The sequence below is a fragment of the Paenibacillus phoenicis genome, assembly GCF_034718895.1.
In the GTDB taxonomy this organism is placed as follows: Bacteria; Bacillota; Bacilli; order Paenibacillales; family Paenibacillaceae; genus Fontibacillus; species Fontibacillus phoenicis.
The window spans coordinates 4,277,169-4,291,069 of record NZ_JAYERP010000001.1 but is presented as its reverse complement, the minus strand read 5'-3'; the positions used below and the strand labels follow the sequence as shown (position 1 = coordinate 4,291,069).

Sequence of the window (13,901 nt, the reverse complement as noted above, 5' to 3'; positions counted from 1 at the left end):
AAATAAATTAGCCCATCAGCCTGCGAACCTGCCCGGCAATGTGTTCCTGCACTTCTGCGCTGATTTGCGGCCAAATCGGCAGCGACAACACCTCTTGCGACAGCTGCTCCGCCAACGGAAAGACCAGGTTGTGGCCTACGTAGACAGGAAGCCGATGGAGCGGCAGCGGGTAATACACGTAACTGCTGATTCCGGCTTCAGCCAGTCCTGCCTGGAGGGCGTCCCGCCGTCCGTTCAGCACCCTCACCGTATATTGATGGAACACCTGCTTGTCGCCGGACGGAACCTCGCCTGGAAGCACCAGCCCGGGGATGTCCTGCAGCAGCTCGCGGTAACGCGCGGCAGCCTGCCGGCGGCCCTCGTTCCATGTCTCAATATAGGGCAGCTTCACCCGCAGGATCGCCGCCTGGATCTCATCCAGCCGGGAATTAAAGCCCACCCGCTCGTTGTAATATTTGCGCTTCGAGCCGTGCGTCCGGAGCATGGCTGCGGCTTCGGCCAACCCAGGGTCGTCCGTAACCAGCAGGCCGCCGTCCCCGTAGGCTCCCAGGTTCTTGGATGGGAAGAAGGAGTAGCATCCCATATCTCCAATCGTCCCGGCCTTCCGCCCTCCCGTCTCAGCGCCAAACGCCTGAGCCGTATCCTCAATGACGATCAGCCCGCAGCGCCTAGCCAGCAGCATCAATCGTTCCATATCCAGCGGGCGGCCAAACAGGTGCACAGGGATGATCGCCTTGGTGCGCGGCGTGATGGCCGCCTCCAGGCTATCCAGATCCAGGTTATACGTCAGCGGATCCACATCGACGAATACCGGCTCTGCCCCTACGCGACTGATCGCCTCCGCCGTAGCGAAAAACGTAAACGGAGTCGTAATCACCTCGTCTCCGTGGCCGATCCAGGCAGCAAGCAACGCGATCACCAGCGCGTCCGTACCGGAGTTCAGCGTGATCGCATGCTTTGTCCCCAGGTACTCGGCCAGCTCCTGTTCCAGCCGCTTGACCTCGCTGCCCATAATAAACGCCGCTTTGTCCAGCACTTTTTCGATCGCCTGCATCAGCTGCGGCTTCAGCTCTGCAACCTCCCGCTTCAGATCCAGCAAGGGGATGGCTGCTTGCTTTCCTTGAGCTGTGGCGATGCTGCCCGCTTCCTTCGGGCTTCCCGCAGCACCGCTCGCTTGTTGCCCGGTTTGTAATGGTTCCATACCCGCTCACCCTTCCTTTATGATCGCTACGGCATCCTGCTCCAGCTGGTATTCCCGGCCGCAGTCGCCGCACCGTCCAATCCCGCCGCTAAAGCCCAGCGTTTTGCCGCAGCGGCACACCCAGCCGATACGCCGGCCAGGCACTCCCGCAATCAGCGCATAGGGCGGCACATCGCGGGTGACGACGGCCCCCGCCGCGATCAGAGCCCACTCCCCGATCGTAACCCCGCATACGACGGTGGCATTCGCCCCGATAGAAGCACCGCGTCCGACCCGCGTCTTGAGATAATCCTCGCTGCGATTGCGCGGAAACGCCGCGCGCGGCGTCCGCACATTCGTAAAGACCATGCTTGGCCCGCAAAACACCTCGTCCTCCAAAATGACGCCCTCATAGACAGAGACGTTGTTTTGGATCTTCACCCCGTTGCCGATGCGGACGCGGTCTGCAACGTAGACGTTTTGCCCCAGGCTGCTTCGGCCGCCAATCACCGCACTGGACGACACGTGGGTAAAATGCCAGATCCTTGTCCCTTCCCCAATTTGCGCTCCCGGATCCACTACGGCAGTTTCATGAATCATTGCATCCATGGTTATTTGCTCCTCATCAGATTAATGGGTGAGTTACAGCAAGTAATACCGATCCGGCTTGACCTGATCCTTCATGGCGTTTCGTGTATCCAGCAGGCAGCGGCTGGCGCGCCCGATCAGCTCATAGTCAAATCCCGAATGATCCGTTGTGATCACCGCAATATCCGCTGCTCGCAGCCGCTGTTCGGTCAGCTCCTCGCACGTATAAGTCAGGCCTTGATACTTAAACTCCGTAATATGCGTATCGCTCGTCCATACGGTGGCGCCGCGCTCCTCCAGCAACCCGATCATCTTCAGCACCGGTGATTCGCGGTAATCGTCGATGTCCTTCTTGTAAGCAACGCCCAGCAAATAGACGGTTGAGCCGCTCAGCGACTTGCGGTCGTTGTTTAAGATGTCGCCGATCCGCCGCACAACGAATTCCGGCATCGCATTGTTGATCTCTCCCGCCAACTCAATCAAGCGGGTATGGTACCCGTATTCCCGCGCCTTCCAGGTCAGATAAAACGGATCCACCGGGATGCAATGCCCGCCAAGCCCCGGCCCCGGATAAAAGGCCATAAATCCATAGGGCTTGGATTTCGCCGCGTCGATCACTTCCCATACGTTGATCCCCATGCGGCTGCAGAGAACGGCCATTTCATTCGCCAGGGCGATGTTGATATGGCGGAACGTGTTTTCATAAATCTTCTCCATTTCCGCCACGGCCGGACTGGATACAACGTGCACGTCGCCGTTCAGCACCTCGCGATACAGTGTCTCGGCCACCTCCGAGCAAGCGGCAGTGACGCCGCCGACCACCTTGGGAGTATTTTTCGTATTGTACGTCTTGTTCCCGGGGTCCACCCGCTCTGGAGAATACGCCAGGAAAAAATCAATGCCACAGCGCAGCCTAGTCGCTTCGAGGATCGGCCGCACCAGCTCCTCTGTCGTTCCAGGGTACGTGGTGCTCTCCAACACGACCAGCATCCCCGGGTGGAGAAACCGGGCGATTTCCCGCGTGGAGTTCTCGACATAACTCGTATCCGGCTGCTGATAAATATCAAGCGGGGTCGGAACGCAAATCGCCACAGCATCCACTTCACGCAAAAACGCGTAATCCGAGGTAGCCCTCAGCCGCCCGTCCTTCACCATTTCGCGTAAATCCTCGTCTACGACATCACCTATGTAATTATGGCCGCGATTTAGCATCTCGATCTTTTGGCTCTGTACGTCAAAACCGATGACGCTGTAGCCGGCCTTCGCTTTTTCAACGGCCAGCGGCAAACCGACATACCCCAATCCGATCACGCCGATCACCGCGGTTTTGTCCTTTAACTTGCGCAGCAGCTCGGCTTGCCCGTCCCCGGGATTCTCCGTGTTCTGCACCCACCGGCTCTGCATTCCACTATGCATATGTACCGTATCCTTCCTATCCGCGGGTATGAGCGGGTTCGCCGCTGCCCCCGCCGGTCATGTCCAGTGCCAGCTTGACGGCGCGAATGCCGTCCTCCAGCGTAATTTCCGGTTCCCGGTCCTCCTGAACGGCCCGGACCAGATCGGCGATGATGCACTGGTGCCCCGGCTCACCGTAAGGATCCTCGTCCACTCGGCGAATCAGCGCCTCCGTCTCTTCCCGCGACATCGACGCGCAGACCCAATGCCGGATCCAGTTGGCCGTCTTGCCGCCAATCACGGCATATCCTTCCTCGCCGAACACCCAGATACTTTCCTCGAGATTATGCCCGTACACCGTGGTCGCAGCTTCGATCACGCCCAGCGCGCCGCTGTCGAGCCGGATCGCGGCAATGGCGACATCCTCCGCTTCGATCTGCTTGATCCGCGTAGCCGTCAACGATTTGACCTCCGCAACCGGACCAAACAACCACTGGAGCAAGTCCAGGCCATGAATCGCCTGATTGAGCAGCACCCCGCCGTCCATCGCCTTCGTGCCGCGCCAAGCCGCTTGATCATAATAGGCTTGGCTCCGGTTCCAGCGGAGGGTCATGTTGACGTGGCTCAGCTTACCGAACCGGTGCTCCGCCAACGCCGCCCGGAGTGCCTGCATCGCCGGCCGATAGCGGTTCGGATGAACGACCGTCGCCTTGACGCCGCTCACGCGAACAGCTTCCCGCAGCTGCTCCGCCTCCGTCAGGCTTAACGTCACCGGCTTCTCCAGCACGAGATGCTTGCCCTCCCGGAGCGCCTCAAGCGCCAGCGGCGCGTGCAGCCCGCTGGGCGTGCAGATGCAAACCGCGTCAATCTCCGGCTGCCTCGCCAGCATCGTGCCCAGGTCCGGATAGGCCGTAGACGACGTGACCGCCCGCAGTTCCTTGAGCCGGTCCGGATTTGGATCGCATATGGCGACCAGGCGGGCTCCTTCCGTTTTTTCAATCGCGTCGACATGCTTGTAAGCAATATGTCCGCAGCCCGCGATGGCGAAATTCATCATTTGGCGGCCCTCCCTATATATTTCTTCTCAATCCGAACCAGGGCGTCGCTAAGCTCCGAGTAATCCTCCGGCAAGGGTCGCCGCGCTTGGCGGTTTCTCTTGTTGCGGATATGGCAGGCATCCAGGATCAGCGCCAGGCTGAGTCCCCCGAACAAGCCTACGAAGCCGGCGAGCGCGATGTTCAGCGCTTTACGCGGGCTGACCGGCTTCTTGGTCTCCTCCAGGCTGGCGTAATCCAGAATCGAAACGTTAGCTGCGGCCACAATCTCCTTGGATTTGGCGATAAACGTTTCGGCGAAGGCGTTGGCGATCGCGACAGTCTGCTTCGGGTCGTCTCCCGTATAGGACAGCATGATGACCAATGTCCCCGGATCGGTGCGGACCTTGATCTTTTTCAGCAATTGAATGACCGTGTCAGGAGTGGAGACTTGCTTCTTGACCTCGGAGGCGATATAGCGGCTTTGAATCGTATCCTCATACGTTTTGGTCAGCATTTGGCTGGCTAGAAACTCGTTGTATGTACTCGATTCCGGATTCGAGGCGATATTGGCGACCAGACTCACATTCGCCCGGTAGGAGGGAGTCACCACTTCGTTCAGAAGCACAGCCAGTCCGACGCATGCCGCGATGACGAGGGAAAAAGCGAGAAGATGTCGTCGAACGGCATTCCACACATCTACCATATCCATAGTCGTTCACCTCATTCGATTAATACCTGCAAGCTTCGGTTCTCAGTAAATCCCGCGGCTTCCTCCGGGATTGCCGCTGCCAGTTTCCCTGCTCCCGCTAACACTCGTTCTCCAAGCTCCTCCATATTCAGGCTGATCATTCCGTATTGCTCGGCCAAATAGCGATAATGGCGGATTACCGCTTCCAGCGAGCGGAATAATTCCTCGTCCGCCGCGTTGTAAGGATGAAGCCAGAGATGATACACTTGCCCCTGCCGGGCAGCCTGGGTCATTCCGTCCTTGATCCGCTTCAATCGAAGCGGATCAAGCCGCCGAAGCAACCCCGGCGGGGTCCGGAAGAAGAAGCTTGCCGGCAGATCGATCGGCAGCCGAGGTGAGATCGAGTCCACGGAGTAAGTGTGGTGCCCAGTCAGGTTCAAGTAGCTGTCTGCCAGCCGCAGCGCCCGGCGGAACCAGGAATCGGACGTCGAATAGCCGCCGCGGTACAGCGAATGTCGGGGATTCCCCCGGTACGTCTTGAACCCGAGCTCCGGCAGTTGGTGCAGATACCGGCGGCGCAGCTGGTTGCGCGGAAGCACCAGGCTTTGAAGGGATATCCCCTTTTGTTCGGCTATGGCTACGTTTGCCTGCAGGTCGCTGTAAAACTCGTCTGCGGTTTGGCCTTTCTCGCTGCAGTAATAATGGGAAAACGTATGGGAGCCAATCGCTTGACCCGGAGTCTGGCGGATTCGCTCGATCAGCGTTGCGGCAAAGGAAGAAGGGTCCTCGGCTTCCCCGTCCCCAACCGCACCGGCTTCAATCTCGGCGTAAGGGGACAGTCTGTTGTCGGCATAACTAGGTTTGAGCTTCGGCAGCCCGGCCAACAGTTCACGTCGATTTTCGAAAAACAACAGCCCCACCGTGGCCCACGTCGCATGAACGCCGGACGTCCGGAACAACTCTAACATGCGAGGAATCCATTCCCTCTCTCGCAACCATTTCGCTCCATACTCCGCTTTGGTATAAAGGTCGCGAACACCCCAATATAACTCGAAGTCGAGCGAAACAACCAAAATGCCCGCTTCCTCCGCCAATGTTCTCACCTCTTTCGGGTCAAGCGATGGCTTCTACCGTCTACCAAGTTGATTGCTATACCGTTTTATATTCAGGTTTTTGCTGGTTTAGTAGCTTATTTTTAAAAAAATCCCTCCGTGCAGAAGGATCCTCTATCGAGCCACCACATTCGAATTGGTTGACGAAGAGGTTTTCACTTTAAAGGTGGACGCCGTAATTTGGTTCCCCGTGCAGACGATGTTCTTTTGCGTGTACCCGCGCAGATACGTCGTCAGGTCAATCCCGCCGCCCTTCAGCATCCGGATAACGTTGCTTTCAATCCGCCCATTCTCCGCATTTTGCCAGGTCCAGATCCCGCGTTCTCCGTGATTTAACGTATTGCCCCGAATGACGAAATCGCGGATATTTCCAAGCCGGATCGCGGTCGTGCCTTTGATCTCGCTTTGGCTGCCCATGGTGACGGAATTCCCTTGAATGGTCACGTTGTCGACGACCGGTCCGGCCCCAACCTCGATGGCGGCATAGAAGCTGCCGCCCCCTGCGATTTGGTTCCCTTCCACAACGCAATCCCCGCCATAGATGCTGATCGCCGAATACATATCCGGGGCTAAGCGGCCCTGATCCGCCCCCTTATAATAGTTGTTGTTTCGATACGGGTTGTTGATCGTATTGCCGCGGATCGTGACGCCTTTCGCAAACACCTTCACCGCCCGTTTAGCACATTCATCAAAGCGGTTACCGACAATCGAGCTGCCAACCCCCGAGGCGCGGTTCTCCTCCATGGCCGGGTCCTCATAATAAATCCCGTCTCCGTCGTCCGCTGGCCCAATCTGATGAATATAACAGCCGGTGATCGAGACTTGCCGAGCGGCCCGTTCCTTGCTGCCCCAGGTCGTGGTGACATAAATCCCCCGAGCGACAAGACCGGCTGCGCCCATGTTCCGAGCGATAACGTCCGCAACCTCGGTTCCCTGGATCATAATCGATTCAGTGTTCCCCAACACCACGATGCCTGACACAACGCCCGTATTATACTCGCTGCGCCGGTCACTGCTATGAGTCGCCCCTTGGACGAGCAGCCCTTGGACGTTCACCCGCGAACTTCCCCCGGCGATCGTAAGCACCCGGTTCACCCGCCGATTGCCGTCCAGGACAATTCCAGTCAACAGGATGTTACTCCCCGACACCCGCATCAGTTCCCAACCAAAGCTGCTGGACGCTGCACGGATGATCGAGGTATGTCCGTCGCCCTTCACGGTGGTGTTCCCGCCAACTTTTAACGTTTTGGCCGGATTGACCAGGTAAACCCCCTTGGGAAAATAAACCGTATCCCCGGTAGCCGCCGCCTGGTTGAACGCTTTCTGAATCGCCGCGGTGTCGTCCGTCACTCCGTTGCCTTTTGCACCAAAATTCGTTACTACAATCATGATCTCACCTCCTTTGAGTTGGTTGATATATATAATGCCAAGTCTTTATGGAGGGAGCGGCAGTTGCCTTGATCTGCGCTGCGCGCCTTTTTCACATATTCTCATGGACGAGATCATAGGTTGGCAGTAAGGCATGGTCTGCCTTTAATAATGAAACCAGAGGTAATCGTATGGATGATCGTAATGAAGTGGAAAAATGGGCGGAATTTCACACGCGAAAATGGGGCTGCCGCGCACACCTGGCCCGTTGGGAAGCTCCTAATTCGCCAGCGCGGGGGGAGGGATTGTTATTTTTCAACCGGAGAGGCCACTTGTATTTACCGCCCTTGAATCCTTACCACCCCTTCGTCTTTCACCCGACGCCGACAGATAAGCCGTATAAGCTGACCCGGCAATGGCACGAGGTGGCCAAAGCGATGATTCCGGATTTGCGGAAGGTCCAGCGCAGCGCGAGCTTCGTCTTTCCACCTGGTATTGCCGATATTCGTCCGTTTGTATGGAGCGGTTTTATCGCCGAGGTGAAATATACATACATCGTGGAGCTCCCCTACGAGATAGACCAGGCCAGCACGGAAATCCGGGCAAAAATCAAAAAAGCGACCGCCGCCGGCTACTGGACGGCGCTGACGCAGGACATGGCCGAGGTATATCAGTGCTTGCAGGGCACGGAAACGCGGCAGGGCTTCAGCCACCATCTCACGCAGCAGGATCTTGAGCTGGCCCAAAGTCTGCTCGGGGATCAAGCCTTCCGCGCCTATGTCTGTTATGCGCCGAATGGAGAGCCGGTCAGCACCAGTGTAGTTGTATCGTTGGATGGCCGCCGTGCCTTCGGCTGGATCGCAGCCAGCAAAACGGAACATCTGAACCTCGGCGTGGTTCAGCAGTCGCAAAGCTTCGCCCTTCAGGATTTATCTGACCTGGGCTTCGCCGAATTTGATTTCGCTGGGGCCAATCTCCCGACGGTCGCCTATTCCAAAACCAATTGGGGAGGCCGGGTCACCCCGTACTACCTTATACGGTCGCCGGGATTAAAGGAGATTTTCCGGGCGGGACGCGACTGGATGCGGTTTGTACGCAGATCCCGACAGCCCCTGTAGGTGAGATGAATCGAGCAGCCTGATTTCCCCCTTCCCATTTATGGAAAATGAGATATAATAAGCATAAGTATTAGTTCGTTATAACGAACATTTCAACGAATAGCGATAGCTCTCGGCACGAATTGAACGCCTCCCTCAGTCTGAGAGGGCTACATCGCAAGGAAGGGAAAGGATGGGGACGATTGAAAAGGGTGAGGTATCGGAGCTTCCGCAAATACGCTGCGGCCATTTACGCTGCGTCCATCCTCGTCGGGGTGGTATGGCATGCAGGACAGGCCAGCGCCGCAGATACCTTGAAGCTGCGGATCGGAACGGAGCTCAGCAGCGAGCTGCCGATGACCAATTTAAAGCCCGGAGACCGGGTTGAACGGACGTTTACGGTCGCGAATGACGGCAGCATCGCTTTTGATTACAAGGTGCGGACGCGTTTTGTCTCGGGGGACACCGAGTTCTTCGATGTCCTTCAGCTGACGGTAAAGGACGGGGACACCGTGATTTATGACGGCGCGCTGCATCTGCAGCAACAAGAAATCGCGTTAGGACGGCTTGCAGCCGGTGGAGAGAACGAGCTGGATTTAAGCGTGAAATTCCCGGAAGAGGCCGGCAACGAATATCAAGGCAAAGCAGCAACGATCGCGTTCGCCTTCTCCGCCTATGCCGAGGAGCCTTCCAACGGCGGGGGCGGCGGTTCCAATCCGCCGGGCGAGGGGCCGAATCAGCCCAATGATCCAACGCCGGGGAATAACGGCAATCCTCCAAGCAACCCTGGAACGAATCCGGGCCAACCCACCGAGGAGCCTTCGGGCAACCCTTCAGGGGAGGAGCATGATCCTTCCACGCCGGAGCAACCGGAAAATCCCGCTCTGCCGCAGCCTCAGCCACAGCCGGAGGAGTCACCTCAACCGCAGTCGTCCGATCCAGGGCCAGGACCAGGCGATGGCGGGTCAGGCATGATCGAGGAGCTGCCGCAAACGGCGAATCCGTGGTATAACCTGATTCTGATCAGCTTGTTTGCTACGGTCGGCACCGGCATGTTCCTCCGCAAGTCAAGACGGGAGTAACCGATGCGACGCAAACGTTCATTATTACGAATGTCCGCATGGCTGGTATTTTCCTGCTCCTTGGTTGTATTGGCGTACTCCATCTATCAGGTGATCCAGGCCCCGCTGGAAGCGCAGCAAGCCTTGCGGCAATGGGATGAACTGCAGCGGGAAACGGACAGCGAACGCGCGGTGCGGTCAGCGGACGAAAACCCGCTGTCCCCGGCCTTGGCCAGCAAGCTCCAGCAGACCGGCGGCGACGGAAAGGCCGCCGCGCCTGCGCGGATCGCCGAGGATGGCGAGCTTCTCGGCAAGATCGCCTTTCCTTCTCTCGATCAGCGCTATGCGATCCTGGAGGGAACGGGGAACGGCCCCCTCAAACTGGGGGTCGGGCATGTAACTGGCACCCCGCTCCCAGGAGAAGACGGCAACAGCGTCCTCGCCGGCCATCGGGATACCGTCTTCCGCAACATCGGCAAGCTGAAGGCAGGGGATCGGATCGAGGTAGAGACCGCCGCCGGTAACTTTATCTATGAAGTGACGGGCCGGAGAATCGTCGACGAGGACGATGCCAATGCGGTGCAAGCCTCCACCGAACCGCTGCTGACGTTGATTACCTGCTACCCGTTTACCTACGTCGGGCCAGCCCCGGAACGATTGCTGCTGACGGCAAAATTAATAGAAGAAGCGCCGGATTCCTGACCGGCGCTTCTTCTATTAGGTCTGGCGGCTCTTACACCACCGCTGGGATGTCCATCCACTCCACGCCGTTGCCGTTTTGCCGCAGCAGTTCGGCGGTTTCCACCAGCTTCTCGCCCCGGTGGCAGGAGATGATCAGATAGTCGGTATCGGTCGTCCCCGCCTCCAGCTCGATTTCCAGCAGTCGGATCATCGAGACGGTTTTGTCCAGCACCATCCGGGCCAGCGTCTCAAGCAGCAAGGTGAACTGGTCGGCGGAGGCATACGGTGCGATCCGGATCGGCTCCCTTGGCCCGTCCGCCAGGCACGCATTGCAGGCGAAGCCCGCCGCCAGGCCGCTGCGGAGCGCATGCTCGGCCACGGTCGCTGCGTAACGGATCCCCAGCTCGATGCGCTCCGGTTCGATGACCGTCTTCCACATCGAATCGCTGGTCTCCAGGTTCAGGCAAATCATCATCCGATGGTCGGCCGTGTAATCGCGTTGATGCACCTGCAGCTCGCCGGTGCGGGCCGTCGCCTTCCAGTTGATGCTGCTAAGCGGGTCGCCGGCCCGGTACTCGCGGGTGCCCGCTGTCAGGAACGGATCCTCCACGATCCAACGCCGGACGGGCAGCTCCCCCAGCCAGCTGTGATTAGGCAACGGCAGCTCCTGCAGCTCCAGAATTCGCGGGTACACCAGCAGTTCGAGGTCCAGCGGGAACCGCTTGACCTTGGCGTTCATCCCAAACGGATCGCCCGTCGTCATCGTGGCCGATTCCAGCCGATACCATCCCCGGCGCGAGCAGATTACTTGGTGGCTCCGGGTGATTTGCCGGTACGGCCGCAGGTGGAATAAGCTGCTGTGGTTCTGATAGATCTCGCCGGCATGGATATTCAAGTTGCTCTGCCGCCCAAACGTCAGGCCGGCAGCGATGCTGGATTCGAGCCGAAGCCACGGCAACGGCAGCAGCTTGGCGTTCGCGATCACCTCGACCATTTCGACGGTATCCCCTTCAAACACCGCCCGTTCCGTAAAATAACGCCGATAACGGATCCCCTTCAACGCTCGCCAGCGATAAACAAGCGCCAACGACACGATGATTCCTACGGCGCTGATAAGGAGCCATGGCAGCAGCATCGGTCAGTCCCCCTGCTTGCCCTGTGCCGCCAGCACCGTTTCAGCCGGGACCTCCACCTGCTCCAGCGCCTGACGCACCACCTCGGCACCGGGATTGTCCGCACCGCGCAAGCTGTGGCGCAGGATCAGTCGATGCGCCAGCACCGGCACGGCCACCGCCTTGATGTCGTCCGGCGTCACGTAATCTCGGCCTCGAACCAATGCAAAGCCTTGCGAGGCGCGCAGCAGGCTCATGCTCGCCCGCGGGCTCGCGCCCAGCTTGACCTCCGGATGCTTGCGGGTTGCCTCGGTGATCGCCACGATATAAGCGAGCAGGTCCTCCGCCGCGCGGACGGACTGCGCGAACCGCTGCGCTTCCGCCACTTCCGCAGCCGAGGCGGCCGGAAGGAGCTCCGCCAGCGGCTGGTGCTCCTTGAAGCGCCGAAGGATGGACACGCCCTCGTCGGATGTCGGATATCCCATGGCAATCCGCATCAGGAAGCGGTCCAATTGGGCTTCCGGCAGCGGGAACGTTCCCTGCTGATCGACCGGGTTCTGCGTAGCCATGACGAAAAACGGCGCCGCCAGCTCATGCGTCACTCCGTCGATCGTCACCTGCCGTTCCTCCATGCACTCCAGCAAGCTGGACTGCGTCCGCGGCGTCGCCCGGTTAATTTCGTCCGCCAGCAGCACATGAGTGAACACCGGCCCGGAACGGAACTCGAAATCGCCGGTCTTCTGATTATAGAAATTTATGCCGCTCAAATCGGATGGCAGCAGGTCCGGTGTAAATTGGATGCGCTTAAACTCGCCGCCAAGCGATTTCGCCAGCGCTTTAGCCAGCAGCGTTTTTCCGGTCCCCGGCACATCCTCCAGCAGCACATGCCCGTTCCCGAGCAACGCGGCGAGCAACAAATCCACCACGTTCTCCTTCCCAACCACCACCTCGCCGATATTGCGGCGAATCCGCCCGATAATCTCTACCGCTTCCCGCAGTTCCATAGGAAAAACCACCTTCATCGCAAAATTAGTCGTGCGTTGTTACCGCTTTCCAAATGCTATAACCCAAAGCAAAGCCCTTATACCCGCAGCCACTCGCTTAAATCCACCACCGAACGCATGGCGTATTCCTGCCGGACCGGCACACCGTCTTCGAGCACGATCAGACAAGGGACGCTGGCGATCCGCCACAGTTCCCGCAGGATCGGGGTATAGTTGATGTTCAGCTTGGACACCGGAATGCAGGGGCCGGACGCCAGGACGATCTCCAGCATTTTTTCCGCCAGTTGGCAGGTCCCGCAAAGAGCCGTAACGAAAAATAAAGCCTCCCTGCCGGCTTCCTTCCCCTTCTGCGCTGTCTCCCTTCTCTTCTCCGCTTGCATCAGCCATTCCTGCTCAGTGATTTCGCGTAAGCTCACGGGTCCCCATCTCCTGTCTCTTTGTCTCTGTATCCCTTTAACGCAACTCTTACCTCTTATCATAGCATAGGAAAACGCACACATTGGTGCAGGGTGAAGTCCGTTCACTGGACTTTGTACTCCGTGTAGCTCATAATAGTGACAACTATTGTCGTAATTAAAAAACAAGAATGGAGCTTCAACCTCATGTCCAAATCGAAACGGCTCATGGAGCTGATGATGACTGTAAACCGTAAACGTAGGTTCACCGTCAAGGAACTGGCCCAAGAATTCGGCGTCTCCTCCCGCACGATCCTTCGGGACCTGCAGGAGCTTAGCGAGCTTGGCGTGCCCCTGTATTCCGAGGTTGGGCCGCATGGCGGGTACCAGGTGCTAAACGAGCGGGTCCTGCCGCCGATCGCGTTTACCGAAGAGGAGGCGGTGTCGATCTTCTTCGCCAGCCACGCGCTGCGCCACTACAAATTTCTTCCGTTTGAAACGGAAGCTTCTTCGGCGCTTGGCAAGTTCTATCACTATATGTCCAGCGACGTTCGGGACCGCATCGACCAGATGAAAAACCGGGTCGACTTCGTGACCCCAACGCGGCAATCGGCTTTTCCGTATTTAGGCTTGCTGCTGGAAGGAGCTATACAGCAGCAAGTCCTTCGCATCAACTACGAATCGCGCCGCAGCGTCTCTACCTGCCGCCAGATCCAGCCGGTCGGCATTTTTGCCAGCGGCGGCTTATGGTATTGCCCGGCCTACTGCTTTGAGCGCCGCGATTTCCGCTTGTTCCGCTGCGACCGTATCACCTCGGCTGAGGCGGCCGTGGGTCCCGACGCACCAGAACCGCTCGACCTGCGCGATGTCCATCTCGGCAACTGGGAAGAGCACCTCGGCCGCAAGCCGGCTCTGCTGGACTGCCTGGTCGAGCTCACCCCGCTGGGCGTCGAGGCCTGCGAAGGCCAGCTCGTCCGCCGACGCCTGAAGCTGCACGTCCGTGAGGACGGCTCCGGCCGGCTGGAAGGATCGTTCCCGATCAGCGAGCTGTCCTACCTCGCGACGTTCTTTATTGGCCTCGGTCAGGAGGCCACCGTCCTTGAACCGCCGGAGCTGGTGGATTCGATCAAGCGAACGCTAAGCGAACTGCTGGATAAGTATCGCTCATAAGTAGAAAATCTCG

Annotated in this window: 14 protein-coding genes; 4 read left to right on the top strand and 10 right to left on the bottom strand. The window is 58.5% G+C overall.

Annotation, left to right across the window (positions count from 1 at the left end; genetic code table 11):
* Positions 1–7 precede the first annotated feature (7 nt).
* The 7 genes from U9M73_RS20110 to U9M73_RS20080 all read right to left on the bottom strand — a co-directional run bounded on the left by U9M73_RS20110 (position 8) and on the right by U9M73_RS20080 (position 7,389).
* Positions 8–1,054, bottom strand: coding sequence for a DegT/DnrJ/EryC1/StrS family aminotransferase (locus U9M73_RS20110; protein WP_323079175.1), 1,047 nt, complete (start codon positions 1,052–1,054; stop codon positions 8–10).
* Positions 1,055–1,207: 153 nt separating this feature from the next.
* Complete coding sequence (locus tag U9M73_RS20105) at positions 1,208–1,789, bottom strand: acyltransferase (RefSeq protein ID WP_323078814.1); 582 nt, start codon at positions 1,787–1,789, stop codon at positions 1,208–1,210.
* Positions 1,790–1,822: 33 nt separating this feature from the next.
* Positions 1,823–3,172, bottom strand: a complete 1,350-nt coding sequence (locus U9M73_RS20100) for a nucleotide sugar dehydrogenase (RefSeq protein ID WP_323079173.1) — start codon at positions 3,170–3,172, stop codon at positions 1,823–1,825.
* Positions 3,173–3,200: 28 nt separating this feature from the next.
* Positions 3,201–4,220, bottom strand: coding sequence for a Gfo/Idh/MocA family protein (locus U9M73_RS20095; protein WP_260070520.1), 1,020 nt, complete (start codon positions 4,218–4,220; stop codon positions 3,201–3,203).
* Positions 4,217–4,909 carry a YveK family protein gene (locus U9M73_RS20090; RefSeq protein ID WP_323078812.1) on the bottom strand — a complete coding sequence of 231 codons (693 nt, stop codon included), beginning with the start codon at positions 4,907–4,909 and terminating at the stop codon, positions 4,217–4,219. Before U9M73_RS20090 ends, U9M73_RS20095 begins: the two co-directional genes overlap by 4 nt.
* An 11-nt stretch (positions 4,910–4,920) precedes the next feature.
* The gene (locus U9M73_RS20085; protein ID WP_323078810.1) at positions 4,921–5,982 is read right to left on the bottom strand and encodes a polysaccharide deacetylase family protein; all 1,062 of its coding nucleotides are present in this window, start codon (positions 5,980–5,982) and stop codon (positions 4,921–4,923) included.
* Positions 5,983–6,114: 132 nt separating this feature from the next.
* Entirely contained in the window at positions 6,115–7,389 is a 1,275-nt protein-coding gene (locus U9M73_RS20080; RefSeq protein WP_323078808.1) for a glycosyl hydrolase family 28-related protein, read from the bottom strand.
* Positions 7,390–7,559: 170 nt separating this feature from the next.
* On the opposite strand from U9M73_RS20080, the gene U9M73_RS20075 reads away from it, so the two are divergent.
* From U9M73_RS20075 to U9M73_RS20065, 3 genes are all read left to right on the top strand, one after another.
* A complete protein-coding gene (locus U9M73_RS20075; RefSeq protein ID WP_260070524.1) occupies positions 7,560–8,486 on the top strand; it encodes a GNAT family N-acetyltransferase in 927 nt (308 codons plus the stop codon).
* A gap of 182 nt (positions 8,487–8,668) precedes the next feature.
* Positions 8,669–9,547 (top strand): hypothetical protein, encoded by an 879-nt coding sequence (locus U9M73_RS20070; RefSeq protein ID WP_323078803.1) that lies wholly within the window; start codon positions 8,669–8,671, stop codon positions 9,545–9,547.
* Positions 9,548–9,550: 3 nt separating this feature from the next.
* Positions 9,551–10,228, top strand: coding sequence for a sortase (locus U9M73_RS20065; protein WP_009223917.1), 678 nt, complete (start codon positions 9,551–9,553; stop codon positions 10,226–10,228).
* Positions 10,229–10,259: 31 nt separating this feature from the next.
* Here the strand turns inward: U9M73_RS20065 and U9M73_RS20060 are convergent, their stop codons facing one another.
* The 3 genes from U9M73_RS20060 to U9M73_RS20050 all read right to left on the bottom strand — a co-directional run bounded on the left by U9M73_RS20060 (position 10,260) and on the right by U9M73_RS20050 (position 12,739).
* Complete coding sequence (locus tag U9M73_RS20060; protein WP_323078801.1) at positions 10,260–11,342, bottom strand: DUF58 domain-containing protein; 1,083 nt, start codon at positions 11,340–11,342, stop codon at positions 10,260–10,262.
* Between the two features lie 3 nt (positions 11,343–11,345).
* Positions 11,346–12,323: an AAA family ATPase gene (locus U9M73_RS20055; protein ID WP_323078800.1), complete on the bottom strand. Its 978-nt coding sequence runs from the start codon at positions 12,321–12,323 to the stop codon at positions 11,346–11,348.
* Between the two features lie 77 nt (positions 12,324–12,400).
* Positions 12,401–12,739: a thioredoxin family protein gene (locus U9M73_RS20050; protein ID WP_311202263.1), complete on the bottom strand. Its 339-nt coding sequence runs from the start codon at positions 12,737–12,739 to the stop codon at positions 12,401–12,403.
* 186 nt (positions 12,740–12,925) lie between these two features.
* On the opposite strand from U9M73_RS20050, the gene U9M73_RS20045 reads away from it, so the two are divergent.
* The gene (locus U9M73_RS20045) at positions 12,926–13,888 is read left to right on the top strand and encodes a helix-turn-helix transcriptional regulator (RefSeq protein WP_009223913.1); all 963 of its coding nucleotides are present in this window, start codon (positions 12,926–12,928) and stop codon (positions 13,886–13,888) included.
* The last annotated feature ends 13 nt before the right edge of the window (positions 13,889–13,901 follow it).